The sequence below is a fragment of the Rhodoferax sp. GW821-FHT07F03 genome, assembly GCF_059418745.1.
The window spans coordinates 1-515 of the sequence record NZ_JBWKQM010000043.1 but is presented as its reverse complement, the minus strand read 5'-3'; the positions used below and the strand labels follow the sequence as shown (position 1 = coordinate 515).

At 66.4% G+C, this 515-nt stretch carries 1 protein-coding gene; it reads left to right on the top strand.

Translation table 11 applies throughout. From position 1 onward, the window contains the following. Positions 1-515: DUF637 domain-containing protein (locus AC07R0_RS25725; RefSeq protein ID WP_495107035.1), on the top strand; the 515-nt coding region annotated here is incomplete at both ends.

The following is a 515-nucleotide window of genomic DNA, read 5'->3' as shown; positions in this document are numbered from 1 at the left end:
CTGACACAGGCCGGCTCCCTCATCGTGGCGATTGTGGTGACGGTGGCGTCGATGGGCACGGCCTCGGAGGCCGGGGCAGCCATTGCTGGCGCGGCCGGAGAAACCGGGGCCACGGTGGTGACCTCCACCGGTCTGGCCACCACCCTTACGGCCACTGGCACCGTGATGGCCGGCGCCACTACCGCCGCCATCACCACTCTGGCCAGCCAGGCGGCTGTCAGCCTGATCAATAACCGGGGCGATATCGGCAAGACGCTGCATGATCTGGGGAGCAGTGAGAACGTCAAGGGGCTGCTGACCAGCATGGTGACGGCGGGCGTCACAGCGGGTGTCACCAATGCCCTGAACCTGCCCAGCAATGTGGCCGGGGCCGACTTCGTCACCAAATTTGAAACCTACGCGGTGAAGGGTCTGGTCAACGCCGGGGTGAGCACGGCCATCAATGGCGGCAAGTTCAGCGACAGCGCCGCCAGTGCCCTGGTCACGGCGCTGGGCCAGAGCCTGACGACGCAGAT